Source organism: Amycolatopsis sp. NPDC039088 (genome assembly GCF_055598845.1).
The window spans coordinates 14,088-39,904 of sequence record NZ_JBVKAE010000030.1; the positions used below are offsets into that span (position 1 = coordinate 14,088).

The 25,817-nt window shown below is 68.0% G+C and carries 29 protein-coding genes; 15 read left to right on the top strand and 14 right to left on the bottom strand.

Going from position 1 to position 25,817, the window contains the following annotated elements:
• Positions 1-104 precede the first annotated feature (104 nt).
• Positions 105-1,181 carry a nicotinate-nucleotide--dimethylbenzimidazole phosphoribosyltransferase gene (gene cobT, locus ACZ7KI_RS31730; protein ID WP_470276716.1) on the bottom strand — a complete coding sequence of 359 codons (1,077 nt, stop codon included), beginning with the start codon at positions 1,179-1,181 and terminating at the stop codon, positions 105-107.
• A gap of 93 nt (positions 1,182-1,274) precedes the next feature.
• On the opposite strand from cobT, the gene ACZ7KI_RS31735 reads away from it, so the two are divergent.
• Entirely contained in the window at positions 1,275-1,955 is a 681-nt protein-coding gene (locus tag ACZ7KI_RS31735) for an IspD/TarI family cytidylyltransferase (protein ID WP_470276796.1), read from the top strand.
• Here the strand turns inward: ACZ7KI_RS31735 and ACZ7KI_RS31740 are convergent.
• Complete coding sequence (locus ACZ7KI_RS31740) at positions 1,940-2,344, bottom strand: hypothetical protein (protein WP_470276717.1); 405 nt, start codon at positions 2,342-2,344, stop codon at positions 1,940-1,942. The genes ACZ7KI_RS31735 and ACZ7KI_RS31740 overlap by 16 nt on opposite strands.
• A 170-nt stretch (positions 2,345-2,514) precedes the next feature.
• Here ACZ7KI_RS31740 and ACZ7KI_RS31745 point away from each other — a divergent pair, with 170 nt between their 5' ends.
• Genes ACZ7KI_RS31745 through ACZ7KI_RS31755 form a run of 3 tightly spaced genes read left to right on the top strand, consistent with a single transcriptional unit; the run spans position 2,515 to position 4,332 of the window.
• On the top strand, positions 2,515-3,264 hold the full coding sequence (locus ACZ7KI_RS31745) for a GntR family transcriptional regulator (RefSeq protein ID WP_470276718.1): 750 nt from the start codon (positions 2,515-2,517) through the stop codon (positions 3,262-3,264).
• Positions 3,261-4,112: a phosphoribosylaminoimidazolesuccinocarboxamide synthase gene (locus tag ACZ7KI_RS31750; protein WP_470276719.1), complete on the top strand. Its 852-nt coding sequence runs from the start codon at positions 3,261-3,263 to the stop codon at positions 4,110-4,112. Before ACZ7KI_RS31745 ends, ACZ7KI_RS31750 begins: the two co-directional genes overlap by 4 nt.
• Entirely contained in the window at positions 4,105-4,332 is a 228-nt protein-coding gene (locus ACZ7KI_RS31755) for a hypothetical protein (RefSeq protein WP_470276720.1), read from the top strand. Before ACZ7KI_RS31750 ends, ACZ7KI_RS31755 begins: the two co-directional genes overlap by 8 nt.
• 55 nt (positions 4,333-4,387) lie before the next feature.
• Here the strand turns inward: ACZ7KI_RS31755 and ACZ7KI_RS31760 are convergent, their stop codons facing one another.
• Positions 4,388-5,377, bottom strand: a complete 990-nt coding sequence (locus ACZ7KI_RS31760; RefSeq protein ID WP_470276721.1) for an aldo/keto reductase family protein — start codon at positions 5,375-5,377, stop codon at positions 4,388-4,390.
• A 55-nt stretch (positions 5,378-5,432) separates the two neighbouring features.
• Complete coding sequence (locus ACZ7KI_RS31765) at positions 5,433-6,089, bottom strand: DUF3043 domain-containing protein (RefSeq protein ID WP_470276722.1); 657 nt, start codon at positions 6,087-6,089, stop codon at positions 5,433-5,435.
• Between the two features lie 143 nt (positions 6,090-6,232).
• Here ACZ7KI_RS31765 and ACZ7KI_RS31770 point away from each other — a divergent pair, with 143 nt between their 5' ends.
• Positions 6,233-6,610, top strand: a complete 378-nt coding sequence (locus ACZ7KI_RS31770) for a HesB/IscA family protein (RefSeq protein ID WP_465462869.1) — start codon at positions 6,233-6,235, stop codon at positions 6,608-6,610.
• Between the two features lie 71 nt (positions 6,611-6,681).
• Here the strand turns inward: ACZ7KI_RS31770 and ACZ7KI_RS31775 are convergent, their stop codons facing one another.
• Positions 6,682-6,870, bottom strand: coding sequence for a hypothetical protein (locus ACZ7KI_RS31775; RefSeq protein ID WP_101609500.1), 189 nt, complete (start codon positions 6,868-6,870; stop codon positions 6,682-6,684).
• A 140-nt stretch (positions 6,871-7,010) separates the two neighbouring features.
• Here ACZ7KI_RS31775 and ACZ7KI_RS31780 point away from each other — a divergent pair, with 140 nt between their 5' ends.
• On the top strand, positions 7,011-8,000 hold the full coding sequence (locus ACZ7KI_RS31780; RefSeq protein WP_470276723.1) for a carbohydrate kinase family protein: 990 nt from the start codon (positions 7,011-7,013) through the stop codon (positions 7,998-8,000).
• Between the two features lie 168 nt (positions 8,001-8,168).
• Here the strand turns inward: ACZ7KI_RS31780 and ACZ7KI_RS31785 are convergent, their stop codons facing one another.
• Together ACZ7KI_RS31785 and asnB are read right to left on the bottom strand one after the other, a co-directional pair.
• Positions 8,169-8,822: an alpha/beta fold hydrolase gene (locus ACZ7KI_RS31785; RefSeq protein ID WP_470276724.1), complete on the bottom strand. Its 654-nt coding sequence runs from the start codon at positions 8,820-8,822 to the stop codon at positions 8,169-8,171.
• A 56-nt stretch (positions 8,823-8,878) separates the two neighbouring features.
• On the bottom strand, positions 8,879-10,813 hold the full coding sequence (gene asnB, locus ACZ7KI_RS31790) for an asparagine synthase (glutamine-hydrolyzing) (RefSeq protein ID WP_470276725.1): 1,935 nt from the start codon (positions 10,811-10,813) through the stop codon (positions 8,879-8,881).
• A gap of 193 nt (positions 10,814-11,006) precedes the next feature.
• Here asnB and ctaC point away from each other — a divergent pair, with 193 nt between their 5' ends.
• Together ctaC and ACZ7KI_RS31800 are read left to right on the top strand one after the other, a co-directional pair.
• Positions 11,007-11,945, top strand: coding sequence for an aa3-type cytochrome oxidase subunit II (ctaC, locus tag ACZ7KI_RS31795; protein WP_470276726.1), 939 nt, complete (start codon positions 11,007-11,009; stop codon positions 11,943-11,945).
• Between the two features lie 40 nt (positions 11,946-11,985).
• Positions 11,986-12,405 carry a cytochrome c oxidase subunit 4 gene (locus ACZ7KI_RS31800; protein ID WP_470276727.1) on the top strand — a complete coding sequence of 140 codons (420 nt, stop codon included), beginning with the start codon at positions 11,986-11,988 and terminating at the stop codon, positions 12,403-12,405.
• Positions 12,406-12,470: 65 nt separating this feature from the next.
• Here ACZ7KI_RS31800 and ACZ7KI_RS31805 read toward each other — a convergent pair whose 3' ends face one another.
• Positions 12,471-13,376, bottom strand: a complete 906-nt coding sequence (locus ACZ7KI_RS31805) for a DMT family transporter (protein ID WP_470276728.1) — start codon at positions 13,374-13,376, stop codon at positions 12,471-12,473.
• An 82-nt stretch (positions 13,377-13,458) separates the two neighbouring features.
• Between ACZ7KI_RS31805 and ACZ7KI_RS31810 the strand changes: the two genes are divergently transcribed.
• The gene (locus ACZ7KI_RS31810) at positions 13,459-14,421 is read left to right on the top strand and encodes a GlxA family transcriptional regulator (protein WP_470276729.1); all 963 of its coding nucleotides are present in this window, start codon (positions 13,459-13,461) and stop codon (positions 14,419-14,421) included.
• On the opposite strand, the gene ACZ7KI_RS31815 is transcribed toward ACZ7KI_RS31810, so the two are convergent.
• Positions 14,394-14,813 (bottom strand): cupin domain-containing protein, encoded by a 420-nt coding sequence (locus ACZ7KI_RS31815; protein WP_470276730.1) that lies wholly within the window; start codon positions 14,811-14,813, stop codon positions 14,394-14,396. The genes ACZ7KI_RS31810 and ACZ7KI_RS31815 overlap by 28 nt on opposite strands.
• Positions 14,814-14,866: 53 nt before the next feature.
• Between ACZ7KI_RS31815 and ACZ7KI_RS31820 the strand changes: the two genes are divergently transcribed.
• A complete protein-coding gene (locus ACZ7KI_RS31820) occupies positions 14,867-15,847 on the top strand; it encodes a helix-turn-helix domain-containing protein (protein ID WP_470276731.1) in 981 nt (326 codons plus the stop codon).
• 85 nt (positions 15,848-15,932) lie between these two features.
• Here the strand turns inward: ACZ7KI_RS31820 and trpD are convergent, their stop codons facing one another.
• The 3 genes from trpD to ACZ7KI_RS31835 form a co-directional block, all read right to left on the bottom strand.
• Positions 15,933-16,964 carry an anthranilate phosphoribosyltransferase gene (gene trpD, locus ACZ7KI_RS31825; protein WP_470276732.1) on the bottom strand — a complete coding sequence of 344 codons (1,032 nt, stop codon included), beginning with the start codon at positions 16,962-16,964 and terminating at the stop codon, positions 15,933-15,935.
• A gap of 4 nt (positions 16,965-16,968) precedes the next feature.
• Complete coding sequence (locus ACZ7KI_RS31830) at positions 16,969-17,379, bottom strand: response regulator (protein ID WP_020630400.1); 411 nt, start codon at positions 17,377-17,379, stop codon at positions 16,969-16,971.
• A gap of 62 nt (positions 17,380-17,441) precedes the next feature.
• Positions 17,442-17,858, bottom strand: a complete 417-nt coding sequence (locus tag ACZ7KI_RS31835; protein ID WP_470276733.1) for a hypothetical protein — start codon at positions 17,856-17,858, stop codon at positions 17,442-17,444.
• Positions 17,859-17,953: 95 nt separating this feature from the next.
• On the opposite strand from ACZ7KI_RS31835, the gene ctaE reads away from it, so the two are divergent.
• The 5 genes from ctaE (at position 17,954) to ACZ7KI_RS31860 (ending at position 22,624) form a co-directional block, all read left to right on the top strand.
• Positions 17,954-18,577, top strand: a complete 624-nt coding sequence (gene ctaE, locus ACZ7KI_RS31840; protein ID WP_061983144.1) for an aa3-type cytochrome oxidase subunit III — start codon at positions 17,954-17,956, stop codon at positions 18,575-18,577.
• Positions 18,578-18,632: 55 nt separating this feature from the next.
• Entirely contained in the window at positions 18,633-19,454 is an 822-nt protein-coding gene (gene qcrC / locus ACZ7KI_RS31845) for a cytochrome bc1 complex diheme cytochrome c subunit (RefSeq protein ID WP_470276734.1), read from the top strand.
• A complete protein-coding gene (gene qcrA, locus ACZ7KI_RS31850) occupies positions 19,451-20,584 on the top strand; it encodes a cytochrome bc1 complex Rieske iron-sulfur subunit (RefSeq protein ID WP_470276735.1) in 1,134 nt (377 codons plus the stop codon). The genes qcrC and qcrA overlap by 4 nt, the downstream gene beginning before the upstream one ends.
• On the top strand, positions 20,581-22,248 hold the full coding sequence (gene qcrB / locus ACZ7KI_RS31855) for a cytochrome bc1 complex cytochrome b subunit (protein WP_470276736.1): 1,668 nt from the start codon (positions 20,581-20,583) through the stop codon (positions 22,246-22,248). The genes qcrA and qcrB overlap by 4 nt, the downstream gene beginning before the upstream one ends.
• An 85-nt stretch (positions 22,249-22,333) precedes the next feature.
• Positions 22,334-22,624 (top strand): DUF6086 family protein, encoded by a 291-nt coding sequence (locus ACZ7KI_RS31860; protein WP_470276737.1) that lies wholly within the window; start codon positions 22,334-22,336, stop codon positions 22,622-22,624.
• 1,074 nt (positions 22,625-23,698) lie between these two features.
• Here ACZ7KI_RS31860 and ACZ7KI_RS31865 read toward each other — a convergent pair.
• Positions 23,699-23,983 carry an Lrp/AsnC family transcriptional regulator gene (locus ACZ7KI_RS31865; RefSeq protein ID WP_470276738.1) on the bottom strand — a complete coding sequence of 95 codons (285 nt, stop codon included), beginning with the start codon at positions 23,981-23,983 and terminating at the stop codon, positions 23,699-23,701.
• A gap of 38 nt (positions 23,984-24,021) precedes the next feature.
• The gene (locus tag ACZ7KI_RS31870; RefSeq protein WP_470276739.1) at positions 24,022-25,743 is read right to left on the bottom strand and encodes a DEDD exonuclease domain-containing protein; all 1,722 of its coding nucleotides are present in this window, start codon (positions 25,741-25,743) and stop codon (positions 24,022-24,024) included.
• Positions 25,744-25,817 lie beyond the last annotated feature (74 nt).

The following is a 25,817-nucleotide window of genomic DNA, read 5'->3' on the forward strand; positions in this document are numbered from 1 at the left end:
CTTTCCTTGCAATTTTGCAAGGAAAGGACCTTTCATGGCACTTGAGGGGTGGGGCGAACCCGCATTTAGAGGACTAAACGCGGAAGACGATGTGCCGAAGAGCGTCAGGAAGCGGGCGCCTCGATCAGCGGCCCGCTCACCCCCGCCTGCTCGTGCGTGGCCATCTCCGCGAGCACCCGCGTCGCCATGAACACCAGCGGCAGCGCCGCGACCGCGCCCGTCCCCTCACCGAGACGTACGTCCAGGTCCAGGATCGGGTCCAGGTCGAGGTGCTCCAGCGCCAGCGCGTGCGCGGGTTCGCCGCCGCGCTGGCCGGCGGTCCACCATTGCCGCGCGCCGGGGACGAGCTCCTCCGCGACCAGCGCGGCCGCGGCGGCGACCAGGCCGTCCAGGATCACCGGCGTCTTCCGGAGCGAGGCCTGCGCGAGGAACCCCGCCATCGCGGCGATGTCGGCGCCGGCGGCGGTGCGCAGCAGCGCGACCGGGTCGGCCAGTACCGTCCTGGCCCGCCGCAGCGCGTCTCGGACCGCGGCGGCCTTGCGCATCCAGGCGTTGTCGTCGATCCCCGAACCGCGGCCCACGACGGCCACCGGTTCGCTGCCGGTCAGCGCCGCGACCAGTACCGAGGCCGGGGTGCTGTTCCCGATTCCGAGGTCGCCCGCGATGAGCAGGTCGGCCCCGCCGTCGACCTCGGCGTCGGCGATCGCCCGGCCCGCGCGGACGGCGGCGCGTGCTTCGGCGTCGGTCAGCGCGTCTTCGACGTCGATCGAGCCGGATCCGCGCCTGACCTTGAACTCGCCGATCGACCGCGTCGCGGGGGCGTCGCTGTCGACGGCCATGTCGATGACGCGGACGCTCGCTCCCGCCGAGGCGGCCAGCACGTTGATGGCCGCGCCGCCGGTCAGCATGCTGCCGACGAGTTGCGCGGTGACCTCGCTCGGATAGGCCGACACACCTTTCGCGGCGATGCCGTGGTCTCCGGCGAACACCACGACCCGCGGCCGGGTGAAGGGGCGCGGCGGCGACTGGCCCTGGCAGGCCGCGACCCACACGCCCAGCTCTTCCAGCCTGCCCAGCGACCCCGCCGGCTTGATCAGTTTCGAGTGCAGGGCGATCGCCGCCGAGCGCGCGTGTTCATCAGGCTGCTCGACTTCGGCGAATTCGAGGATATCGTCGTCCAACGCCCTGCCCCTTCGGATCGCTTCGGTGGCCGCGCCCAACCTACCGACCCGCCTGTGCCAGAGTTGCCTGTGGCTCAAACGAAGGCCGCCGGAGTGGTGCTCGCGAGCGGAGCGGGCACCCGGGTCGGCGCCAAGCTCAACAAGGTTTACCTGCCCGTGGCGGGCAGGCGGGTGGTCGCGTGGTCTCTCGACGCCTTCGCCCGCGTGCCCGGTATCGACGTGCTCGTGCTGGTCATCCGGCCGCAGGACACGGAACTCGCGCGGGAAGTGCTGGCCGAGCATCCAGGTGAGGTCGAACTCGTCCACGGCGGTGCCACGCGTCGGGATTCGGAGCTGAACGCCTTGCGCCACTTGGCTTCCCGGATCGAGAGCGGAGAGATCGACGCGGTACTGCTGCACGACGCGGCCCGCCCGCTCGTCACCTCGGAGCTGATCGCGGACGTCCTCGCCGACACGCGGCGGTACGGGGGAGCGGTGCCGGGGGTCGCGGCCGACGACATCGTGCGCGTGGACGGCGACACCGTTTCCGGTGCGCTGCCCGGCGCGATCCGGGTGCAGACGCCGCAGGGTTTCCGCGCAGCGCCGTTGCTCGAGGCCTACGAAACGGCCGAGCGTGAGGGTTTCGTCGGCACGGACACGTCTTCGTGCATGGAAAGGTTCTCCGCGCTACCGGTGCGGTGGGTTCCCGGCAGCGCGGAGAACCTCAAGATCACCTACCCGCACGACCTCGTTGTCGCCGAGCAGGTGATCGGCCGAGGTCAGGGATCGCCCTGATCGGCGGTGGCTCCGTTCGCTGGCAGGACGGTGGCCGGGTGGCGCGCGTCCTTGGGGATCACGCAGTCCGGATGTGGTTGCAGCAACTGGATCGGCGCGCCGGGATCGCCGGGCGGTGGGATGGTGAGCACCGCGCGCAGCGTCCAATCGGCCGTCGAGTGGTATTGCCACGAAACGAGCGCGGGCTGGAAGACGTCGGTGTCCGGGAGGGTCGTGACCCGGAAGGCGCTCGCCCGTTCCTCACCGCGCAGGATGAGGACGTCGGCACAGGTGTCCCACTGGAAGACCGCGGCACAGACCTCGGGTTCCTCCCGGGGGCCGAAGATGTAGACGACCCACCGGCGTCTTCGAAGCTCTTCGAGCAGTTCGTCGATGCTCAGGTGGTTCATCGAGCCCCCTAACGGGTTTCGGGAACTCTGCGGAGAGTAACAGGTGTACTAGAGCACCGTCCAGAATGTGTACTAGTACGTAATAATGGGGTGTGAGCAGGATCCTTGGTGCTCGCCCATTGGTGTGCTAGAACGCTTGTGCGCACCGCGCGACCTTGTGAGGAGTCACCTTGCCCGCCGTCGACCGACCTGAACCGCCGTATCTCCAGATCGCGGGAAACATTCGCGACGACATCGTTTCGGGCAGGCTCAAGGAAGGCGACGCGGTCCCGTCCGCGCGTGAGATCGCCAGAAACTGGAACGTCGCCATGGCGACGGCGATGAAGGTCCTCTCGACGCTCCGCGCCGAAGGTCTGGTCCGCGCGGTCCGCGGCGTCGGGACAGTGGTGCAGACCAGAGCGCTGCACCGCTCCGCGCACGACCGGACGATCTCGATCGCGAGAACCGGCAAGGTCTATCCGCCGGGCCACTACGCGAAAATCCGTGAGGCCGGGCTGCTCCCGGCGCCGGAGCGGGTGGCGGGCGCGCTCGGCATCGAAGAGGGCGCGCCCGCGATCCGGCGGCGGAGGACGACCTACGCGGGCAACGAGTCGCCGGTGTCGACGTCGGTCTCCTGGTTCGACGGCGCGCTCGCGGCCAAGACGCCGTTGCTGTTCGAGACCGAACGGATCGTCGAAGGCACGGTGAAATACGTCGCGGACCGGACGGGCCGGCGCCTCTCCGCCACCCGCACCCAGCACGCCGCGGGACTCGCGGGTGCCGAGGAGGCGGCGGAGCTCGGCGTGCCCGAAGGCTCGGCGATCTTGTTGAGCCGCAACAGTTTTCTCTCCGCGGAAGGCGACGTACTCGAGTACGGCGAATCGGCGGCCTTGCCGAACCACTGGGTTTTCTACGAATACAACATCGAGGACGGGGCATGAAGCACATTCACGCGGGTAAGGTCCGGGACCTTTACGAAATCGACGGCGACATTCTGCTCGTCGCGTCGGATCGCGTTTCGGTCTACGACGTCTCGCTCCCGACCCCGATCCCGGACAAGGGCTCGCTGCTGAACCAGCTTTCCGCCTGGTGGTTCGAAAAGATGGCCGACGTGGTGCCGAACCACGTCATCTCCACGACCGACGTCCCCGCCGAATTCGCCGGCCGCGCCATGCGGTGCAAGCCGCTGAAGATGATCCAGGTCGAATGCATCGCGCGCGGTTACCTCACCGGTCTCGGCATGCGCGAATACCGGCGTGACGGCAAGGTTTCCGGCGTCGAACTGCCGGCAGGGCTCGTCGAGGCGGACAAGCTGCCCGAGCCGATCTTCACGCCCACGACGAAGATCTCCGACACCGGCCACGACGAGTTCATGACCTTCGCCGAGGTCGTGAACGACATCGGCAAGGAGACCGCGGACCGCATCCGCGATCTCACGCTCGAGGTCTACACCAAGGGCGCGGAACACGCGGCGAAGAACGGCATCATCATCGCCGACACCAAGCTCGAATTCGGGTTCGACGCCGACGGTGTGCTGACGCTCGGGGACGAGGTCCTCACCTCGGACTCGTCCCGTTTCTGGCCTGCCGACGACTACGAGCCAGGCCGCACGCAGCACGCGTTCGACAAGCAGTTCGTCCGCGACTGGTCCGCGAGCACCGGCTGGGACAAGACACCGCCGGGGCCCGCCATCCCGGACGAGATCGTCAAGGCCACCCGCGAGCGCTACACCGAGGTCTACGAGAGGATCACCGGGAAGACCTGGGTGCCCGGCGGTGGCCATGCCTGACCAGCAGGTCTACGACCCGTACCGGCTGATCGACGACGTCGAGGGACTGCTGATCCAGCGGGGTCACCGGCCGGAGCGGGTCGACGGCCGGGCGGGCGACCGCGTCGCCGGTGCGAGCAGGTTGTTGCGGGGCTTGGGAATCGAGCCGCTCCGCGCCCCCGGTGACGCGCTCGACCTCGACGGTCAAAGGGCGTACCAGACGCGCGTCCACGGCGACTGACGCGTTCAGCCGGCCAAGTGCGGGAAAAGGCACTTGGCCGGCTGAGCACGGGGGATCAGGGGCTGCGGGTCAGCGTCGGGTCGGTCTCGACGACGCCGTCGAGGGCCTCGTCGATGGCGGCGAGCAGATCCGCGTCCAGCTTCACGCCGGCCGCCTTCACGTTCTCGTGCACCTGCTCCGGCCGCGAAGCGCCGATGATCGCCGAAGCGACGTTCGGGTTCTGCAGCACCCACGCCACGGACAGCTGGGCCAGCGTGAGACCCGCCTTGTCCGCGATCGGCTGCAGCCGCTGCACGCGTTCGAGGACGTCGTCGTTGAGGAAGCGGGCGACCATGTTGGCGCCGCCCTTCTCGTCGGTCGCGCGGGAGCCCTCGGGCAGCGGCTGACCGGGCTTGTACTTGCCGGTGAGCACGCCCTGCGCGATCGGCGACCAGACGATCTGGCTGAGACCCTCGCGCTCGGACGCCGGGACGACCTGCGCCTCGATGACCCGCCACAGCGCGTTGTACTGCGGCTGATTCGAGACGAACGGCACCTTCAGCTCACGCGCGATCGCGGCGCCCTGCGTGATCTGCTCGGCGGTCCACTCCGAGACACCGACGTAGAGAACCTTGCCCTGGCGGACGAGGTCGGCGAAGGCGAGGAAGGTCTCTTCGAGCGGAACGGTCCGGTCGAACCGGTGCGCCTGGTAGAGGTCGACGTAGTCGGTGCCGAGCCGCTTCAGCGAAGCGTTCGCCGACTCCATGATGTGCTTGCGGCCGAGGCCCTGGTCGTTGGGGCCCTTGGGGCCGGTCGGCCAGTAGACCTTGGTGAAGATCTCCAGGCTTTCCCGGCGCAGGCCCTTCAGGCCGCGGCCGAGTACCGATTCGGCGGCCGTGTTGGCGTAAACATCGGCGGTGTCGAAGGTGGTGATGCCGACGTCGAGCGCCGCCTTGATACAGGCCTGGGCCTGGTCTTCTTCCACCTGGGACCCGTGGGTGAGCCAGTTGCCGTACGAGATCTCGCTGACATTGAGGCCGCTGCGGCCGAGGCGTCGGAACTCCATGGGCGCGACTCTACCCCAAGCCGTTAGTCACGCTAACGACCTGGGATTCGCCTGCTCAGACCTTGTCGCCGGGCTTGACGCGCGGCTTCGGGACACGCAGCTTGCGGATCTGGCTCGCGCGGATGAACGAGTACCAGCCGACCGAAACGCCCTTGACCGTCTCGTCCGGGAACTTCAGGCGGACCATCTTCGCGATCCGGCGTCCGCTGAGCACGCCCTCGACGATCATGCCGAGCAGCATCACAGTGCACAGCAGCGTCGCGTAGCGCTGCACCTCCGGGTACGGGAGGATCAGGGCGACGAACACCAGGATCGCGAGCGGCATGAAGAGGCCGAGCAGGTTGCGCCGGGAGTCGACGAGGTCACGGATGTAGGCCTTGACCGGGCCGCGGTCGCGCGGGAGCAGGTACTTGTCATCGCCCGCCATCATCTTCTCGCGGCGTTCCTTGGCGGCGTTGCGCTGCTTCGCCTTGTACTCCGGGTCGGACTTCGCGGACTTGCGGAGTTCCTTGTTGCGCTTCATCGCCTCCCGCATGGTGGTCGGCGGCGGCGCCACCGGACCACGGCGCTTGGCCTCGGCCTCACGCCGCTTGGGCGTGGCCTTGCCCTTTCCGGGCGTATAGGCCTTGGCCTGGACCTCGACGGCCTCGTTGTCGAGGGTCTCGGTGTCGGTCGTGGCGGAGTCTGTGGTGCTACGGCGCAGGAACCTCACCTCACCAGGGTAGTTGCAGGCGTCACGGTGCCACGCACCAGGCCGAGCGATATGTCACCATGGAGGGGAACAGATCGGGACTCCGAAGTGTTGGACCATGTGCAAGACGAGTACCCGCAGCGAGTTCGACCAGAGGGAGAACCATGACGACCGCTGAGCAGGCAGCAGCAGCTCAGGCCGAAACCGCCGAGGAGACCCACGGCGTCACGTTGACCGATGCCGCCGCCGCCAAGGCGAAGGCCCTGCTCGAGCAGGAGGGCCGTGACGACATGCACCTGCGCATCGCCGTCCAGCCCGGCGGGTGCGCGGGCTTGCGCTACCAGCTGTTCTTCGACGAGCGCACGCTCGACGGCGACCTGTTCCGTGACTTCGACGGCCTCCGCGTCGCCGTCGACCGGATGAGCGCGCCGTACGTGTCGACCGCCGTGATCGACTTCGTCGACTCGATCGAGAAGCAGGGCTTCACCATCGACAACCCGAACGCGACGGGTAGCTGCGCCTGCGGCGACAGCTTCCACTGACCGGCGTCGAGCATGAAGAAGGGCCGCGAACCTCACCCAGGTCGCGGCCCTTCTTCATGCCTGGATCGGGATCAGACGTAGGCGTCCAGATCGGCGACCTGGGCGAGACACCGCTCGTCGACGGTCCAGGGCGGAGCGATCTGCCGGGGCAGTGGCAGGTTCTCGGCCTGGAGGGACGAAGGGATGCCGGCACAGTCGGCGATGAGTTCGCCGATGGATTCCGGTTCGAGGTGATACGCGGAAGTGGTCACGAACGACAAGTTAATGACTCTCGTTCGAGTAGGACACCAATACCAACCGGTAGTGTTCATGGCCGTGCCTGAAGCAACCCGTATGGGGCATGACCTGCGGGTAACTTAGCCGTCCTCGTCTCACGAGGCCGACAAAACAAGGAGAACCGGTGGCAGACAGCGCCAGGATCGCAGTATCCGGCAGTATCGCAACCGACCATCTCATGCACTTCCCGGGCAGGTTCGCCGAGCAGCTCGTCGCCGAACAGTTGCACCGCGTGTCCCTGAGCTTCCTGGCCGACGACCTCGTCGTCCGGCGAGGCGGGATCGGCGCGAACATCGCCTTCGGCCTCGGTGTGCTGGGTCAGCGTCCCATCCTGGTCGGCGCCGTGGGCTCCGACTTCGCCGACTACCGGTCGTGGCTCGAGCGGCACGGCGTCGACACCGCCGGTGTGCTGGTGTCCGAGGTCGCGCACACCGCCCGCTTCGTCTGCACCACCGACGAGGACCTCTGCCAGATCGCCACCTTCTACGCCGGTGCGATGGCCGAATCCCGCAACATCGAACTGGAGCCGGTCGCCGCGCACGCCGGTGCGCTTTCACTCGTACTGATCAGCCCGGACGACCCCGAAGGCATGGTCCGGCACGCCGAGGAGTGCCGCCAGCGCGGTTACACCTTCGCCGTCGACCCCTCGCAGCAGCTGGCCCGGATGGACGGCGAGCAGGTGCGCGCCTTCGTCGAGGGCGCGAAGTACCTGTTCAGCAACGACTACGAATGGGAGCTGCTGCTCCAGAAGACCGGCTGGGCCGAGGCCGACGTCCTCGACCGTGTCGGCATGCGGATCACGACGCTCGGGGAGAAGGGCGTCGAGATCATCGGCAAGGACGGCCTCGCGCTGCAGATCGGCGCCGTCCCGGAGCGCGGCAAGGTCGACCCGACCGGTGTCGGCGACGGCTTCCGCGCCGGGTTCATCGCCGGTATCGAGGGCGGTCTGAGCCTGGAGCGCGCGGCGCAGCTGGGGTCGCTGATCGCCGTTCTGGTGCTGGAGACCGTCGGCACGCAGGAGTGGACCTTCCACCGCGACGACGCGCTGGGCCGCCTCAAGGAGGCCTTCGGTCCGGAATCCGCCGAGGAGATCGCCGCGGTCCTGCCCGCTTGACCTGATTCGACGCGCGTGAAGGCCCTCTTACCTCGGCTCAGCCGCGGGAAGGGGCCTTCACGCGCTCCGGGGTGAGTGGGGAGAATCTGGCGACGATGGAGGAATGGGGACGTTGAGTGTCCCGAATCCTCCATCGTCGATCCCGACATCTGCCGGGATCGGGAGCCTTCACGCGCGTCCGGTCAGGATTCCGGCGATCTCGGCGGGACGGGACACGTGCGGACAGTGCCCGGCGTCGACCTCGACGGCGGTGACGCCGAGCCGTTCCCGCGCCGCTCGCCGCATCCACTCGGGCCTGAGGGTGCGATCCCGGGTGGGGACGATCACCGTCGAGGGGATCTCCGGCGCGGGCCCGGCCGGGTGCACGGCGAGAACAGCGGGGTTGAACAGCCGCAAACTGTCCAATGCCAGGTGTTCGGTCTCGGCATCGCAGTCGTGGAAAAGGAACTCGGACGCCTTCGCGGGATCGGCCGTCGGATCCACGCCGATCCAGTCCGGTTGGAGCACGGTCCTCGCCTCGTCGCGCAGGCTCTTCCCGCCCGCGAAATCGGGGATGTAGGCGGCGAGCCACACCAGCGCCCGCGCGCCGAGCGCTTCGGCGATCGCGGGAAGCAGGACCCCGGAACCGGAATGGGCGACCACGACCGGCCGCTCGCCGACGTACTGTTCGCGCACGTGCTGCGCGTAACCCTCGACGGGCAGATCTTCCGGGGCCAGCAGGTCGACCGCGATCGCGTGGTGGCCTGCCGCGGTGAGCAACATGGCCACCCGGTCCCAGCTCGCGGGGCTCTGCGTCGTGCCGTGCACGAGGACGAAGTCCATGACTCCATGCTGGCCTCCACCGCGCGAACGGTGAAGGCCGGCATGGAGAGTCGTGACTAGAGTTTCACCGGGTAGACCGGCTCCGGCACCTCGGGCTTGATGCGGTTCTCGACGAAGATGCCGTGCCACAGCATGAACACCAGCAGCGCCCACAGCTGGCGGCTGCGGTCGAGCTGCCCGGCCTTGTGCTCGTCGAGCAGGGCCAGGACGGCCTTCTTGTCGAGCAGCTCGTCGGTCCGGGAGTCCGAGATGATGCCCTTGGCCCAGTCGTACATCTCGTTGCGCAGCCACAGGCGGATCGGCACCGGGAAGCCGAGCTTGCGCCGGTTCAGCACGTGCGCCGGGATGATCTTCGCCAGCGCCTGGCGCAGCGCGTACTTCGTGGTGCCGTGCGCGAGCTTCTGGTCGAGCGGGATGCTCGCGGCGACCTTGAACACCTCGGCGTCGAGGAACGGCACCCGCAGTTCCAGCGAGTTCGCCATGGTCACCTTGTCGGCCTTGACCAGGATGTCGCCGCGCAACCAGGTGTAGAGGTCGACATGCTGCATCCGCGCGACCGGGTCCCAGCCCTCGGAGATCTTGTACCAAGGAGCGGTGACGTCCTTGAACCCGACGCCTTCCTCATAAGTGCGCAGCACGTTGCGGAGCTGGTCGTCGCGGAAGTTGCGGGCGTTGCCGTAGTAGCGGTCCTCCAGCGGCAGCGCCCCGCGCCGCAGCAGGTCCTTGCCTCGGGTGCCCTCGGGGATCTTCGTGGAGACCTTGCCGATGATCTTCCGCATTCCGCCGGGGATCTTTTCGAACGGCGCCAGCGAGATCGGCTCGTTGTAGATCGTGTAGCCGCAGAAGAGCTCGTCGGCGCCTTCGCCGGACAGCACGGCCTTGACGTGTTTACGCGCCTCGCGGGCGATGAACCACAGCGGCACGAGCGCCGGGTCGGCCACCGGGTCGTCGAGGTACCAGACGATGAGCGGCAGCGCCTCCATCATCTCGTCCGCCGACACCGTGCGGACCACGTGCTTCACCCCGATCGCGGCTGCCGTTTCGGCGGCGACGTCGACCTCGGAGTAGCCCTCGCGCTCGAACCCGGTGGTGAACGCGATCAGGTTCGGGTTGTGCTCCTTGGCCAGCGTCGCGGTCGCTGTCGAGTCGATGCCGCCGGAGAGGAACGCGCCGACCGTGACGTCGGGGTCGGAGATCATGTGCTTGCCGACCGAGTCGCGCATCACATCGGCGATGCGCTCGTACAGCGCCTCCGCCTCGGCCTCGCTGTTGACCGGCTTCGCGGCGAACTGCGGGTGGAAGTAGCGGGTGAACTCGACCTCGCCGCCCGGGACGACCCGGAACGACGTGCCGGACTCGACGCGGCGGATCCCGGTGTGCAGCGACTCGGGCTCCGGCACGTACTGCAGCACCAGGTAGTGCTGCAGGGCCGTGCGGTCCAGCTTCTCCTCGACGCCGAGGACGCTCGAAAGCTCCAGCAGGCTCTTCTTCTCACTCGAGAAGGCGATCTTGCCGGGACCGGCGGAGTAGAACAGCGGCTTGATGCCGAAGGGGTCGCGCGCGCCGAAGACGACCTTCTCCTGGGAGTCCCAGATCATGAAGGCGAACATGCCGCGCAGCTTCTTCACCGCGTCGTCGCCGAGGTAGTGGTACGCCGCGACGATCGCCTCACCGTCGCCCTCTGTGGCGAACTTCGCACCGTGCTCGGCGGCCAGTTCGTCGCGCAGCTCGCGGTAGTTGTAGATCTCGCCGTTGAAGTTCAGCGTGTAGCGCTCAGGAGCCTCCGGCGGGCCCCAGATCAGCGGCTGGTGGGCGTGGTCGACGTCGATGAAGGCCAGCCGGTTGAAGCCGTACACCACTTCGGCGTCGGCCCAGGTGTCGTGCTCGTCGGGACCGCGGTGGCGCTGGCAGCGCATGGCGGCGTCGACCGCCTCGCGGGCGCCGGCCGCGTCGGCTTCGGTCGAACAGATCAGTCCAAGCAGGCCGCACACGTCTAGTTCACACACCTCTTGTTGGCCGAGCGGGGAGAAGGGCCCAGTATGCCCGGGTGGACGTACACCCGGATGTGGTGGGGGATACGCGTGTTGGGGTCACCCCTTAGTCAGCGCGGTGCCACAACTCGGCTAGGCTCCGCCATGTCACGAAGATCGGTCGAGGAGGCTCTGGGTGAAAGGGCAAGGCGCAGTGGGAAATCCAGAGCGCATCCCGGTTAAGCGGGCTGGTCGCGTCGCAGCGCTCGCCGCGCTGGTGATGCTGACCGCGACGGGCTGTTCCGGGGACGAGATCCTTCGCTTCGGCTGGCCTGTCGGGGTGACCCCGCAGGCGCACGACATGCGCACCCTGTGGACGTGGACGGTCGTCGCCGCGCTGGTCGTCGGTGTCATCGTCTGGGCGCTGATCTTCTGGACCGCGATCTTCCACCGCAAGAAGAAGACCGCCGACGGCGCGGAGGAGGAACTGCCCCGCCAGTTCCAGTACAACATCCCGCTGGAGATCTTCACGGTCGTCGTCCCGACGATCATGGTCTGCGTGCTGTTCGTCTTCACCGCGTCCACCGAGAACCGCGTGCTCGCCGAGACGGACAACCCGGACGTCACGGTCGACATCGTCGCGTTCCAGTGGAACTGGGAGTTCAAGTACAAGAGCGACTCCAAGAACCACGACGACCCCGAGATCACCACGGTCGGCAGCTCGACCGAGATCCCGCTGCTCGTCCTGCCGACGAACAAGACGATCCAGTACAACCTGCGGTCGGCCGACGTCATCCACTCGTTCTGGGTGCCGGAGTTCCACTTCAAGCGGGACGTCATGCCGGACCCGGAGAAGAACAACCAGGACTTCACCTTCCAGAACTCGATCGACCGGGAAGGTTCGTTCGTCGGCCGCTGTGCCGAGCTGTGCGGTACCTACCACTCGGGAATGAACTTCGAGGTCAGGGCCCTGTCGCCGGACAAGTACGCGCAGTACATCCAGCTGCGCGGCACGGTGAACCCGAAGAGCGGCAAGCCGAACACCGCGTCCGAGGCGCTGACGGCGATGAACTGCGGCGACCTGTGCGCGCCCTACGCCGTCACCACCACCCCGTTCAACACCGACCGCACCGCGCGGGTCGCGTCCAACTGACCCGGCTGTTCGAGCCCGAAACAGGAGTGAGGCAACGTCCATGAAGGTCGAAGGACGGATTTTCTTCCTCGTCGCGGTCTTCTCCGTCCTCGTGGCGGGTATCTACGCGTACATGACCGGAACGATGACCCGGGACGGCGTCGAGCCGGTCGGTGTGGTGGCCCTGATCCTCACCGGTGGCCTGGCCTTCCTGGCCGGGAGCTACCTGCAGTTCGTGGCGCGGCGCATCGAGCCGCGGCCGGAGGACCGGGAAGACGCCGAGATCAGCGACGGTGCCGGTGAACTGGGCTTCTTCAGCCCCGGCAGCTACTGGCCGATCGGTCTCGCGGCGGCCGCCGCGCTGACCGGTGTCGCGCTCGCGTTCTTCCACGTCTGGCTGCTGATCATCGCGCTCGGCCTGGTGATCGTCGCCATCGGCGGACTGGTGTTCGAGTACCACACCGGCCCGAACCACGAGTGACGTTCTGACGCCGAAAGCGGCGCCTGGGTCTTCGGACCGGGGCGCCGCTTTTCGCATTCAGAGGACTAAACGCGGGCTGTGGGGGTGTGGCCCACCTCGGGCTTTCCCACCTCGGGCTTGGCCGCTCGCTTCGGCGCGAGCGCCGCCGCCAAGACCGCCAGCATCCCCACGATCTCCGGCCACGTCGGCCGGTGGCCGTAGGCGAGGACGTCCACCACCACCGCGACCACGGGATAGACGTAGGACAGCAGCGCCACCGTCGTGGTCGGCAGCTTGCCGATGCTCGCGTACATCAGGACGTACATCAGCGCCGTGTGCACGGTTCCCAGCAGCACCAGCCACAGCAGGCCCGACGTGTCCGTGGGCAGCGGCGTGACGAGCAGCGCGGGGGCGAGCACGATCGTCCCGGTCACCAGCTGGATAGCCGCCAGAACGTGCGGACGCAGGTGCTTGAGCTGCTTCGCGACGAACGAGGCGCCGGCGTAGAGCGCGGCCGCGCCGAGCGCGAGGGCGATTCCCGCCAGCTCCACGGGTTTGCCGTCGGCACCGTGCGCGGACAGTGAGATAAGTGCCACCCCGCCGAACGCGATCAGCGCCCGGACCAGCTGGCTCTTCGCCATCTTCTCGCCGAGGAACGCCGCTGCGAGACCGACCAGCATCAGCGGCTGCGTGTGGTAGACGACGGTGCTCACCGAGATCGACGAAAGCGTGTAGGAGGCGAAGAGCAGCACCCAGTTCCCGACCAGGAACAGCCCGCCGAGGACGGCGAGCCACAGGTCGCGGCGGGTGAGCGTCCAGGGCCGGAGCCAGCCGCGCGCGGCGCTCCACACCAGGAGCAGCAGGCCGCCGACGAGGCTCCTCGCGAACGCCACAGCGGGCGCGTCGGCGCCGCTTTCGAGGACGACGGCGCCGATGGTGCCGGACAGCGCCATCGCGGCCGTCCACTGGAGGAGGGGGTTGTTCTTGTTCATGGGGACCACTTTCGACCCCGGGCGGCCGGTCGACCAGTGTCAGAGATGACATCGACCGCAAAACTTATGACACACTGCCGGAATGGATGTGAAGAAGGTCGCGGTGGTGCTCGCCGACCAGGTCTCGCCGTTCGAACTCGGTGTCGCGTGCGAGGTCTTCGGCACCGATCGCAGTGCCGACGGCATCGAGGGCTGGGACTTCGCCGTCTGCTCGCCCGGCGGTGAGAACGTCCTGAGCTGGTCCGGTTTCGGGCTGAACAGCCTGGAGACCCTGGACTTCGCCGCGTCCGCCGATCTGCTGATCGTCCCGACCTGCGCGCCGCGCAGTGCGAGCCCGCCGGAGCCGGTGCTGGAAGTCCTGCGCGACGCGGCGAGCCGGGGAGCGTGGGTCGCGGGCTTCTGCGCGGGTGTCTTCTCGCTCGGGTACGCGGGGCTCCTCGACGGGCGCAACTGCACCGTGCACTGGGTCTACGAGCAGGAGTTCCGGTCGCGTTTCCCGACGGCGAAGGTCGACCCGAAGGCGTTGTACGTCGACGACGGCGGCGTCCTCACCAGCGCCGGGACCGTCGCCGCCGTCGATCTCTGCCTGCATCTGGTGCGTGAACTGCGGGGCGTCACCGCGGCCACCACACTGGCGAGGCGGATGGTCGCGGCTCCGCACCGTGTCGGCGGGCAGGCGCAGTTCGTGCAGGCGCCCGTGCCCGAGACCGCCGCGCCGGATGACACCGTGCTCGCCGAGGCACTCGAATGGATCGAGCGACGGCTGGATCAGCCGTTCACCGTCGCGGAACTCGCCCGCCGCAGCGGTTTGGGGGAGCGCACGTTCCTGCGCCGCTTCTCGGCGGCCACCGGCACGACCCCGCACCGGTGGCTCACCGAACGCCGTCTCGATCGCGCGCAGGCGTTGCTCGAAGAAGGACGTCTGTCCATTGAGGACATCGCGGTCGCCTGCGGATACGCCTCCGCCGCGGCGCTGCGGCATCAGTTCGGCAAGCTCCGCGGCACCAGTCCCAGTGCCTATCGCAAGACGTTTTCCGTTGGCTGAGCGGAAATGTCGTGTCCGACGGTGACGTCGACGTACTCGGGGACCTCTTCGTGCGCATCGCCGACGGTCAGCGTCCCGGTCGGCTCGAACAGCAGCAACGACGCACCGTCCACTGAGGACGGTTTGTGGTAGGTGCCGCGCGGGACGACGAACACCGAGCCGCGAGGCAACGTGACGACGCGTTCGCCGTCCTCCTCGCGCAACGCGATGTCCAACGTGCCGTCGAGGACGAGGAAGAACTCGTCGGTGTTCTCGTGGACGTGCCAGACGTGCACGCCCGAGACCTTGGCGAGGCGGACGTCGTAGTCGTTGACGTGGGCGACGATCCGCGGGCTCCAGATCTCGTCGAATCCGGCCAGTGCGGTCGCCAGGTCGATCGGCTGCTTGCTCATGAGCTCGATCCTGGCCGCTGGACCGGCAGGGGAGTGAGTGCTAGGAATCGCATATGTCGCATCATTCCTCGCACAGGGCTTTTTCACACAAGGTCGCTCTCCTGGTCGACGAAGGGTCCAACCCCTTCGAAATGGGTGTCGCGACCGAACTTTTCGGCCTGCGGCGGCCCGAGCTGGAGCGGCCTTGGTACGACCTCACGCTGTGCGCCGCCGAGCCGTCCGTGCGCATGCATCTGGGGATGTTCACCCTCACCGGGGTTTCCGGGCTCGAAGCCGTGGCGTCCGCCGACACGGTGATCGTGCCCAACCGGCCCGATCCGGAGAACCCGGCCCGGGAGTCGGTGCTGACGGCCATCCGCGACGCTGCCGCGCGGGGCGCCCGGCTGGTGAGCTTCTGCACCGGAGCCTTCACCCTCGCGCAGGCGGGTGTGCTGGCCGGACGGCGCGCGACGACGCACTGGAAATGGGCCGGCCTGTTCCGAGCCCGGTTTCCCGAGGTGCGGCTGGAGCCGGACGTCCTGTTCGTCGACGACGGGGACGTCCTGACGGCGGCGGGCAGCGCGGCCGCGCTGGACCTGGGCCTGCACCTGATCAGCCGCGACCACGGCGCCGAGATCGCCAACGCGGTGAGCCGCCGCCTGGTGTTCGCCGGCCATCGCGATGGTGGTCAGCGGCAATTCGTCGAACGTCCGGTGCCGTCGGTGCCGGACACCTCGCTGGCGCCGGTGCTCGAATGGGCCCGCGAACGGCTGGACCGGCCGCTCACCGTCGCCGACCTCGCCACGCGGGCGGCGGCCAGCCAGGCGACGCTGCACCGGCGATTCCGGGCCGAACTGGGGACGACGCCGCTGGCGTGGCTCACGACGGAACGGATCGCGCTGGCGTGCCGGCTGATCGAACGCGGGGAGCAGCGGCTGGACCGGGTGGCGCGGGCGTCGGGTTTCGGTACCGCGGCGAACCTGCGTACCCAGCTTCGGCGGGCTACGGGGCTGACGCCTACGGCTTACCGGGCGCGGTTCAGTACCGCTTCTTGACCGACGCGTTTCGTCCTCTGGATGCGGTAGTTGCACGCGCAACTACCGCATCCAGAGGACAAAACGCGTGCCGTGACAGGCGGGGTCAGGCGAAGGCGATCCACCGGTTCAGCAGATCGGCCGCCGCACCCGAGTCGATCGCCGAGGCCGCCCGCGCGAGCCCGGTCGTCAGGTCGTCTTCCAGCGATCCCGAGAAACCGGTGAAAGCCGCCAGCGCGGCCGCCGAGTTGAGCAGCACCGCGTCCCGCACCGGCCCGGTTTTCCCGGCCATCACCTGGCGGAAGACCTCGGCGTTGTGCGCCGCGTCGCCGCCGCGCAGGTCGTCGGCGGTCGCCCGCGCGATGCCCAGCGCCGAAGGGTCGAAGCTGCGTTCGGTGATCTCGCCGCCGGAGACCACCCATACCGAACTGGTGGTCGTGGTGGTGATCTCGTCGAGCCCGTCGTCGCCGCGGACGAGCAGCACGGTCATCCCGCGGCGCGCGAACACCTCCGCCAGCACGCGGGTCTTGTCCTCGTACGCGCAGCCGATCAGCGAACTGCGCGGTTGCGCCGGGTTGGTCAGCGGGCCCAGCAGGTTGAACGTCGTCGGCACGCCGAGTTCACCGCGGGTCGGGCCGGCGTGCCGCAGCGCGGGGTGGAACTTGGGCGCGAAGCAGAAGCCGATGCCCAGTTCGTTCACGCTCCGCTGGACCGTCTCCGGCGGCAGGTCGATGGTGACACCCAGCTCTTCCAGCACGTCGGCCGCGCCGGACTTCGACGACGCGCTCCGGTTGCCGTGTTTCGCCACCGGCGCGCCCGCCGCGGCCGTCACCACCGTGGCCATGGTGGAGATGTTGACCGAGTTGGACCGGTCGCCACCGGTGCCGACGATGTCCACCGAAGGCCGGTCGATCGTCACCCGTCTGGCGTGCGCCAGCATGGCGTCGGCCATACCGGAGATCTCCGCCGGTGTCTCACCCTTCGCCCGCAGCGCGACGGCGAATCCGGCGATCTGGGAGGGCGTCGCCGTCCCGCTCATGATCTGGTCCATCGCCCACGCGGTGTCCTCTTCGGACAGGTCCGTCCGCGCGATGAGCTGGTTGAGCAGGGACGGCCAGGTCTTGGCTGCCGCGCTCATCGGGTCAGCCGTGCACGACCGGCACCCGCCGGGCGCGCAATACGTCGGCGACCGTCTCCGCGGCCGTCAGCGGGTCGAGCGGGTGGACCAGCACCGCGTCGGCCTGCGACCAGGTCGCGAGCCACCGGTCGTCCTTGCGCCGTACCGACACCACGATGGGCGGGCAATCCTCGATCTCGTTCTTGAGCTGGCGGGTCAGCCCGATGCCGCCGGTCGGCTGCGCCTCGCCGTCGAGGATGGCCAGGTCCACGTTGCCCGCGTCCATCTCGACGAGCACCTCGGAGATACCGGACGCCTCGGTGTAGTCCACCCGGCCGAGGTCGGCGGCGGGCCGGCGGCCGATGGCGTTGATGATCGCCTCGCGCACCTCCGCCTTGTGGCTGAACACCAGGATCCGCATCGCCTGCTCGCCCATGAGCGCGCCTCCGCCTCGTCTAGTCATCTCGACACCGGCGATGTTATCCGCCATGACCGACATCACGTGGACGCACCCGACGGCTGGAGCGCGTCCCAGCCCAGCGAATCGCCGCCGAGCCGCTGCGCGAGTCCCGCCATCCGTGACCGTTCCTGCGCGCAGTGCAGCGCGTCGAGGGTCTGGACGCGCAACGCGTGCGCCAGCCTGAAGCCGCCCTCCGGTCCCTGTTCCCGCAGCTCCCAGCCGTCCTGGGCGAGGATCGACGTCGCCTCCGCCACCTTTTCGGGCGGCAGTTTCAAGTGGTGGCGCAGGATCGCCGGTGCTTCGGCGACCCAAGCGGGTGATCTCGCCAGCACCGCGGAGTCCGCCTCGGCCGGGTCGAAAGCCGTCACGACGATCTCCACGCCGGGCGTGTCGACGGTCAGATCCGGGAGCTTCGGCTTCTTGACCAGGTCACGAAGCCGATCTAGTAAACCCATGAGTAGCCCTGTTCCCGCTTTCGTTCAGATGTGACCCGACACGCACGCGACTTGCCGTGGACCCACCCGGCGGGCCCCGTGCGTGAGAGGACATAATGCGACGCGTGACAACGGCAGCTCCCACCATCAGCCAGCGGGTCCACTCGCTGAACCGGCCGAACATGGTCAGTGTCGGCACCATCGTGTGGCTGTCCAGCGAACTGATGTTCTTCGCCGGACTGTTCGCCATGTTCTTCACCGTGAAGGCGCAGAACGCCTCCGGTCAGTGGCCGCCGCCGCTGCACGGTGAGCCCTTCCATCTGAACGTCGCGCTGGCGATCCCGTTCACGGTGATCCTCGTGGCCTCGTCGTTCACCTGTCAGTTCGGCGTGTTCGCCGCCGAAAAGGGTGACGTCTTCGGTCTGCGCCGCTGGTACATCATCACGTTGATCATGGGCGCGATCTTCGTCGGCGGCCAGGGTTACGAGTACCTCCACCTGATCGACGAGGGGATGACCATCCCGTCCGGCCCGTTCGGCACGGTGTTCTTCCTCGCGACCGGGTTCCACGGCCTGCACGTCATCGGCGGGCTCATCGCGTTCGTGTACCTGCTCATCCGCACCAAGCTGAGCAAGTTCACCCCGGCTCAAGCCACCTCGGCGATCGTCGTGTCCTACTACTGGCACTTCGTCGACATCGTGTGGGTGGGCCTGTTCGCGGTGATCTACATCCTTCCGTGAACGAAGCCGCCACCACGACCTATCGGCCTGAACTGACAGCAAGGGTTGCCGCAAGATGACCTCCAGCAAGGACAAGACGGATCGCCGCCGCTTCCGCGCGCGGTCCAAGCTGCACCGGCGGTTCGCCGGTGCGCTGGCGCTCGGGATCGCGCTGCTGAGCGTGGGCGGGCTGTACGCCGTCTTCGCCCCGGAGCCGCAGACCGCGCAGGCGCAGGGCGAATCCGCCCTCCTGCGCGAGGGCGAGAAGCTCTACAACAACACGTGTATCGAATGTCACGGGCCGAAGCTCGAGGGCGTCCCCGACCGTGGCCCGAGCCTCATCGGCATCGGCGACGCGGCCGTGTACTTCCAGACTTCGACCGGCCGCATGCCCGCGGTGCGCCAGGAAGCACAGGCGCAGCGGAAGCCGCCGAAGCTGAACGAGGCCGAGATCAACGCGCTGGGCGCCTACATCCAGGCCAACGGCGGCGGCGCGCAGCGTCCCGCCGAGAAGGGTGACGCGCTGCGTGGCGAAGACGTCGCGCGCGGCAGCGAGCTCTTCCGCCTCAACTGCGCCTCGTGCCACGGCTTCACCGGCCGCGGTGGCGCGCTCTCGTCGGGCAAGTTCGCCCCGAACCTGGACCCGGCCACGGAAGAGCAGATCTACACCGCGATGCTCACCGGGCCGCAGAACATGCCCAAGTTCTCCGACCGGCAGCTGTCGCCGGAGGAGAAGAAGGACATCATCGCGTTCGTGAAGTCCGTGAGTCACGGGAACAACTCACCCGGCGGTAGCTCGCTCGGCGGACTTGGCCCGGCTTCGGAGGGCGCGATCGCGTGGATCGTCGGGATCGCCGCGCTGATCGGCGTGACGTTGTGGATTGGATCGAAGGCATGAGCGCCGAAGGGCCGAAGCCGCCGACAGAGGCGGAGTTGGCGGACATGGATCGCGACCAGCTCGTCAAGCTGGGTACCGCGCTCGACGGGGTCGAGATCGTCGAATACCCGACGCCGTGGCCGGTCGAAGGGACCAAGGCGGAGAAGCGCGCCGAGCGCGCTGTCGCCCTCTGGTTCGTGCTGGCCGCGCTGTCCGGCCTCGCGTTCGTGGTCCTCGTCGCCTGGCCGCACTGGTTCGAGTACAAGGAACCGGGTACGACCGGTTACACCAAGTACACGCTGTACACGCCGCTGCTCGGGGTCTCCCTCGGGCTCGCCGTGCTCAGCCTCGGTATCGGCGTGATCCTCTACACCAAGAAGTTCGTCCCGGCCGAGGTCTCGGTGCAGGAGCGCGGTGACGGCGGGTCGAAAGAGGTCGACAAGGCCACGATCCTCGCCCAGCTGGCCGACTCGGGTAACCGCATGACCATCGCGCGTCGTTCGATGATCAAGCGGTCCGCGGGCGCCGGCGCCGGTGTGCTCGGCCTCGCCGTCGCGGCGCTGCCGATCGCGTCCTTCATCAAGGACCCGTGGAAGGACACCGAGAACCGCGACTCCCTGTGGCACTCGGGCTGGAAGAAGAACTTCCCGGAAGAGAAGGTCTACCTGCGCCGCAACACCGGCCGTCCGCACGAGGTCTCCCTGGTCAGGGTCGAGGACCTCGACGCGGGCGCCATGGAGACGGTCTTCCCGTTCCGCGAGTCCGAGCGTGAAGACGAGCACGCGCTCTCGGCCGCCTTCAAGCGGGTCGACAACCCGGTCATGTTGATCCGCCTCCGCCCGACCGACGCCGCCAAGGTCGTCAAGCGTCAGGGCCAGGAGGACTACAACTTCGGGGACTACTTCGCGTACACGAAGATCTGCAGCCACGTCGGCTGCCCGACCTCCCTGTACGAGCAGCGGACCAACCGCATCCTCTGCCCATGTCACCAGTCGCAGTTCGACGCGCTCCACTACGCCAAGCCGATTTTCGGGCCTGCTACGCGGCCGTTGGCCCAGCTTCCGATTACAGTGGACGAAGAGGGCTTCCTGATCGCGCGCGGAGACTTCAACGAGGCCGTCGGACCGGCCTTTTGGGAGCGTAAGTCATGAGTTCACTCACCACCCCGACGAAGGGGACGAACCCGGTCGAGAAGGCCGCGGGCGCTGGTGCGAAGTGGGCCGACGACCGGTATCACCTGGCCAAGGGCATGCGGCACCAGCTCAACAAGGTGTTCCCGACGCACTGGTCGTTCCTGCTCGGCGAGATCGCGCTCTACAGCTTCATCATCCTGTTGCTGTCGGGTGTCTATCTCACGCTGTTCTTCGACCCCTCCATGGAGGAGGTCGTCTACAACGGCAGCTACACCGGCCTGCAGGGCGTCGAGATGTCGCGGGCCTTCGCGACCACACTGGACATCTCGTTCGACGTCCGCGGCGGTCTGTTCGTCCGGCAGCTGCACCACTGGGCCGCGCTGATCTTCGTGGCCTCGATGATGGTGCACATGTTCCGGATCTTCTTCACCGGCGCGTTCCGGCGCCCGCGTGAGGCGAACTGGGTCATCGGTGCGCTGCTGCTGGTCCTGGGCATGTTCGAAGGCTTCTTCGGCTACTCGCTCCCGGACGACCTGCTCTCCGGTACCGGTATCCGCGCGACCCTGTCGGGCATCGTGCTTTCGGTGCCGGTCATGGGCACCTGGATCCACTGGGCGCTGTTCGGCGGGGAGTTCCCCGGCAACGAGATCATCCCGCGCCTGTACACGATCCACATCCTGCTGCTGCCGGGCATCATGCTCGGTCTGGTGGCCGCGCACCTCGCGCTGGTCTGGTACCAGAAGCACACGCAGTTCCCCGGCGTGCGCCGCAAGGAGACCAACGTCGTCGGCGTCCGCATCATGCCGGTCTTCGCGCTCAAGGGCGGTGCGTTCTTCGCGCTGGTCACCGGCGTCATCGCGCTGATGTCGGGTCTCTTCCAGATCAACCCGATCTGGAACATCGGCCCCTACAACGCGGCGCAGGTCTCGGCGGGTTCACAGCCGGACTGGTACATGGCCTGGGCCGACGGCATGCTGCGGATCTGGCCCGCGTGGGAGCTCTACCTCGGGAACTACACGGTCCCGGCGGTGTTCTTCCCCGGCGCGGTCGGGATGCCGCTGCTGATCGGTCTGCTGGTGATGTACCCCTGGATCGAGCGAAAGCTGTCCAAGGACACCGCGCACCACAACCTGCTGCAGCGTCCGCGCGACGTCCCGGTCCGGACCTCGCTGGGCATCATGGCCCTGACGTTCTTCGCGGTCATCATGCTCTCGGGTTTCAACGACATCATCGCGTTCGCCTTCGACATCTCGCTGAACGCGACGACGTGGGCAGGCCGGATCGGTGTCCTGCTGCTGCCGCCGATCGCCTACTACATCACCTACCGGATCTGCCTCGGCTTGCAGCGGGCCGACCGCGAGGTGCTGGAGCACGGTGTCGAAACCGGCATCATCAAGCGCCTGCCGCACGGTGAGTTCATCGAAATCCACCAGCCGCTCGGCCCGGTGGACGACCACGGCCACCCGTTGCCGCTCGAGTACCAGGGCGCGTCGGTGCCGAAGAAGATGAACAAGCTCGGCTCGGCCGGGCACGCCGTCGCGGGTTCGGTCTGGTCTCCGGACCCGGTCGAGGAGACGATCGCGCTGGAGCGCGCCCGGGCCAACGGGCACGGCAACGGCAAGGTCGACGACATCGGCGGCGAGCCCTCGCAGGAGCGCAAGGAGATCACCTCCGGGCACTAGCCCCGGGAGACACGCGTGAAGGCCCCCTTCCCTCGGTTCAGCCGAGGGAAGGGGGCCTTCACGCGTGGTGGGGACAAGGGGAGCGATGAGCTACATCTTCGAAGCGTCCGGCAAGACCGTGTGGAGCCCGGCGTTGCGGGTCGGCAAGCTGTTCGTGGACATGGCGGACAGCCTGTCCGGCAGCCACGGCGTGCCGCACGGGCTGTCGTTCATGGCGAGCGACTTCGTCATCCTCGACGTTCCGGTGTTCGCCGAGTTCACGCGGTCACTGGAAACCAGTTCGGTGCTGACCCATCAGGAGTACCGCGCGCTGGCGGGTGGGTTCGTGGAGATCTGCCGGACCATGCTGGCGGAAAGCCCCGGCAAAGTCGGGTAACTGCTGGTCGGTGCCGTTGCTAGCGCGGCTCAAGGCGAACGTGGCGATTCGGGTCAGAGCCAAGAGTGTTTTAGGTACCTACCGGGGGCGAGTTCGGTAGCGGCCGCGCCGTGAAGGCACCCTTTCCCAATACATGATGGCCCCCTTCCTTGCGCTAGGCGCAGGGTCCCGGCGAAGTCGCATAATTGCTGGTCGGCTCCGTTACTAGAGTGGGTCAAGGCGAACGTGTCGTGGCGTACCCGGCGGGAGCGGATTCACCCAAAAGGGGCCTCACCTGGCTCCCGACTGTCCATAAGGGACACTTCTCGGGACAAACGTGCCCGATTTGGGCGAGTTGCGGGGTGTGGCGAGGGGTCGTGAGTGATGTGGTCGTTCTATTGAGAGGTCACCCAAACGTGGCGTGCCCCGGCGTGGGTCCGGACCGGCTGACGGGAGCGGGGACGGCGACTGGTCTGTCCACAAAGGACCCTATTTGCACGGGTAAGTGTCCAACTTGGGCGGTATGCGTGGTTTCGCGGAGCGGGTCGTGAGTGCGAAGTAGGGTTCTAACCCTAACTAACACTCACGACCCCCTTCGAAACCGTAAATATAGGCATTAATCGGACATGAAGTCGTCCAATGGTGTCCCCTGTGGACAGTCAAGGAGGCCCCACTGTCTCAGTGGGGAGTCCTTGATTGCGACCAGTCCGCGAAGGCCTCCTTCGCTACCTTCAGGGTAGGGAAGGGGGCCTTCACGTCAGCGAGGCGATCACGCCATGTTTGCCTTACCCCTCAATAACCCTCATTAACACTCACGACCCCGCACGGAAACGTATAGAGCGGCATCAATCGGACAGTCGATCGGCTGGCGGTGTCCCTTGTGGACACTGAAGCCCACTGGCGTCCAGAATCAGGCCTGCCCTACCCCGGCTCGACCTTGATCAACGGAGGATCGGGGACGTTGAGTGTCCCTGATCTTCCGTTGATCAAGCTCCGCCACTGGTGCACGGCCCGTGACAATGCAGGAATAGCCGCCTGACCTGCAAGATCGCGACTTTGCCGGGCCCTGTTGCCGGCGGAGAGCCCCTGAGGGGTTCAGGCGCCTTCGACGCCGATGTCGAACGCGGACTCGCTGTCGGCCTTCGAGTACGAGCGGAACGCGATATGCGTGACGGTGCTCAGCACACCGGGGATCTTGCCGATCTTCGCCGGGATCAGATCCGCGAGGTCCTCGTGGGCCGAAACCCGGATCGAAGCGATCAGGTCGACGTCGCCCGCGCAGGAGTACACCTCGCGGACCCCGGCGATGTCCGCGATCGCCTGGGCCGCTTCGGGGATCGCATCGGCTTCGACCTGGATCAGCACGATCGCGGTGATCACGGGGGTCCTCCTACGTTGATGATTCCGTCGCCGCGATCCTAGCCCGCCACCTGTTCCAACGCCGTCGCGCTCGCCGCGAGATCCAGCCATTCCTGCCAGCCGCCCGCCACGGCGGCCGGTTCCGCCCAGGGGTGCGTGGTGCGCACGAGCCGGACGCCGGGGCGGGTCAGCCAGCGCAACAGGATGCGGACCTCCTCGGGAAACGCGCCGAAGAGCGGGCCGGGGCCGGGGAGCACCGTTTCCGCCGAGGCCACCAGCATCTCGACCACCGGCATCGGCGGCACCCCGCGCCGCGCGACCCCCGCCGACGCAAGCCTGCCGTGCCGGATCACCGCCAGTTCCCAGCCACCGTTGCCGTCCGGCCCCGCCGCGATCAGTTCCGGGATACCCGCCAGCGCCGACTGCCGGTGCGCCCGGCCGACCGCGCGGATCAGCCCGGCCAGCTGATCGCGGTGCTGGGCGGCTTGTTCGTAGTGTTCGGCCGCGGCGAGCCTGGCCAGCTGATCGGCGGCGGCCCGCAGCGGCCGCCCGTCCGTCCCGGCGATGAGCCCGGACACCGCCAGTACGCCGGGCCGGTACTCCTCGACCGTCTGGAGCCCCGCGCAGGGCGCGCCGCAGCGCCCTAATTCGGCGAGAACGCAGGGTTTGCCGTTCGGCGCGGTCGCGGAGATGCGCTGGGTGCACGTCCGCAGCCCGGAGGCGCCGGCGAGGGTGTCCGCGGCTGACCGGGCGTCCGTCTGGCTGCGAAAGGGCCCCAGCATCCCGTCTCGCGGCATGCGGACCACCGACAGGCGGGGGAACGCCTCCTCGGTCAGCGCGACCCACCAGGCGTTGCGTGGGTTCTTGGAACGGCGGTTGTACATCGGGCGGTGGGCGGCGATCAGCCGGAGCTCCCGGACCGCGGCCTCCAGCGCGTGCGCGCATTCGACCGCGTCGACCCGTTCGGCCAGCGCGACCATCTCCCGGATCCGCCCCCGGCTCTCCGAGCCGGTGAAGTACTGCCGGACCCGGCGGCGCAGGTCGGACGACGTCCCGACGTAGAGGACCTCGTCGCTGGGGCCGCGGAACAGGTAGACGCCGGGCCGCGACGGCAGGTGTTCGGCCAGCGAACGTTTGCGGCGCTGGGCCGGGGTCACCTCGGGCAGGTAGTCCAGTAGTTCTTCGAGGGTGTGAACACCGAGGTTGCCGACGCGTTCGAGCAACGCGTGCAGGACGTCCACTGTGGCCCGTGCGTCCGCGAGGGCACGGTGGTTGGGCGTCGTCCGCGCGCCGAACAGCGCGGCCAGCGCGGAAAGCCGGTAGCTGGGCGTCTCGTCGCGGGAGATGACCCGGCGGGCGAGCCGGACCGTGCAGACGACGGCCGTCTTCGGCCAGCGGTACCCGTGGCCTTCGCAGGCCGCGCGCATGAAGCCGGTGTCGAAGGGGGCGTTGTGCGCCACGAGTACGGCCCCCGAGATGAACTCGAGGAACGCCGGCAGCACGCGATCGATCCGGGGAGCGTCGTAGACCATCGCGCCGGTGATGCCGGTGAGCTCCACGATCTGCGGCGGGATCGGCATCCCCGGGTTGACGAAGGTGGCGAACTCGCCGAGGATCTCGCCGGCGCGGACCTTGACCGCGCCGATCTCGGTGATCCCGTCCGGACCGGGTTTCGTACCGGTGGTCTCCAGGTCGAAAACGACGAAAGTGGTGTCCCGCAAGGGGGTTCCGAGTTCGTCGAAGGCGAGTTGCGCCGCGCCGGGCCGCCGTCCGGTGTCCATGATCGGGCACAGTAGGGGCGGGCACCGACAATCCCGGGATCGTCGCACGCCGTCCCATCCAGCGCGCCCCGAGC

Excerpts from the sequence above, each read along its gene's own strand:
- ACZ7KI_RS31740 (WP_470276717.1), bottom strand. The coding sequence starts at position 2,344 with ATGAACCACCTGAGCATCGACGAACTGCTCGAAGAGCTTCGAAGACGC.
- ACZ7KI_RS31750 (WP_470276719.1), top strand. The coding sequence starts at position 3,261 with ATGAAGCACATTCACGCGGGTAAGGTCCGGGACCTTTACGAAATCGAC.
- ACZ7KI_RS31755 (WP_470276720.1), top strand. The coding sequence starts at position 4,105 with ATGCCTGACCAGCAGGTCTACGACCCGTACCGGCTGATCGACGACGTC.
- ACZ7KI_RS31760 (WP_470276721.1), bottom strand. The coding sequence starts at position 5,377 with ATGGAGTTCCGACGCCTCGGCCGCAGCGGCCTCAATGTCAGCGAGATC.
- ACZ7KI_RS31770 (WP_465462869.1), top strand. The coding sequence starts at position 6,233 with ATGACGACCGCTGAGCAGGCAGCAGCAGCTCAGGCCGAAACCGCCGAG.
- ACZ7KI_RS31785 (WP_470276724.1), bottom strand. The coding sequence starts at position 8,822 with ATGGACTTCGTCCTCGTGCACGGCACGACGCAGAGCCCCGCGAGCTGG.
- ACZ7KI_RS31800 (WP_470276727.1), top strand. The coding sequence starts at position 11,986 with ATGAAGGTCGAAGGACGGATTTTCTTCCTCGTCGCGGTCTTCTCCGTC.
- ACZ7KI_RS31805 (WP_470276728.1), bottom strand. The coding sequence starts at position 13,376 with ATGAACAAGAACAACCCCCTCCTCCAGTGGACGGCCGCGATGGCGCTG.
- ACZ7KI_RS31810 (WP_470276729.1), top strand. The coding sequence starts at position 13,459 with ATGGATGTGAAGAAGGTCGCGGTGGTGCTCGCCGACCAGGTCTCGCCG.
- ACZ7KI_RS31815 (WP_470276730.1), bottom strand. The coding sequence starts at position 14,813 with ATGAGCAAGCAGCCGATCGACCTGGCGACCGCACTGGCCGGATTCGAC.
- ACZ7KI_RS31820 (WP_470276731.1), top strand. The coding sequence starts at position 14,867 with ATGTCGCATCATTCCTCGCACAGGGCTTTTTCACACAAGGTCGCTCTC.
- trpD (WP_470276732.1), bottom strand. The coding sequence starts at position 16,964 with ATGAGCGCGGCAGCCAAGACCTGGCCGTCCCTGCTCAACCAGCTCATC.
- ACZ7KI_RS31830 (WP_020630400.1), bottom strand. The coding sequence starts at position 17,379 with ATGGGCGAGCAGGCGATGCGGATCCTGGTGTTCAGCCACAAGGCGGAG.
- ACZ7KI_RS31835 (WP_470276733.1), bottom strand. The coding sequence starts at position 17,858 with ATGGGTTTACTAGATCGGCTTCGTGACCTGGTCAAGAAGCCGAAGCTC.
- ctaE (WP_061983144.1), top strand. The coding sequence starts at position 17,954 with ATGCGACGCGTGACAACGGCAGCTCCCACCATCAGCCAGCGGGTCCAC.
- qcrC (WP_470276734.1), top strand. The coding sequence starts at position 18,633 with ATGACCTCCAGCAAGGACAAGACGGATCGCCGCCGCTTCCGCGCGCGG.
- qcrA (WP_470276735.1), top strand. The coding sequence starts at position 19,451 with ATGAGCGCCGAAGGGCCGAAGCCGCCGACAGAGGCGGAGTTGGCGGAC.
- qcrB (WP_470276736.1), top strand. The coding sequence starts at position 20,581 with ATGAGTTCACTCACCACCCCGACGAAGGGGACGAACCCGGTCGAGAAG.
- ACZ7KI_RS31860 (WP_470276737.1), top strand. The coding sequence starts at position 22,334 with ATGAGCTACATCTTCGAAGCGTCCGGCAAGACCGTGTGGAGCCCGGCG.
- ACZ7KI_RS31870 (WP_470276739.1), bottom strand. The coding sequence starts at position 25,743 with ATGGACACCGGACGGCGGCCCGGCGCGGCGCAACTCGCCTTCGACGAA.